Consider the following 373-nt stretch of genomic DNA (forward strand, 5'->3'; position numbering starts at 1 on the left):
GAGGACGAAATAATCGCCGCCTCCCGCCATCCAGCTTTCCGCATTCTTCGCCGCCTGTTTTTGGATTACTACCCCACTCAGGGTGACGAGCTCGGGATTGTGCGCCTGAGTCATCGTCTCGCTTCCTCCGGTGGTTTCCGCTTCTGTGGTTCTGTCGCATCCCGCCGCCGTGGTGGCCAACATCAGCGCAAACCCCAGGGCGAGGGCGCGCATGGGAACCATTTTTGGCTTGATTTGAGTCATGGTTTTGTTGCCGATTAAGGTTGATGGGTAATTTATCAACGTTTTAGCTGATTATCGGCACAGTCTTTAAATTGTTTCGGTAAAGTTTTCCATAATTTTTCTCTCGCCAACGGGTTTCCCTACCGCCGGG

General features: G+C 52.8%; 1 protein-coding gene. It reads right to left on the bottom strand.

From position 1 onward, the window contains the following. On the bottom strand, positions 1 to 243 hold a 243-nt coding region (locus LKK83_RS31885), incomplete at its 3' end, for a hypothetical protein (protein WP_324628787.1). Positions 244 to 373 lie beyond the last annotated feature (130 nt).

Source organism: Phormidium sp. CCY1219 (assembly GCF_035615515.1).
Taxonomy (GTDB): domain Bacteria; phylum Cyanobacteriota; class Cyanobacteriia; order Cyanobacteriales; family Laspinemataceae; genus CCY1219.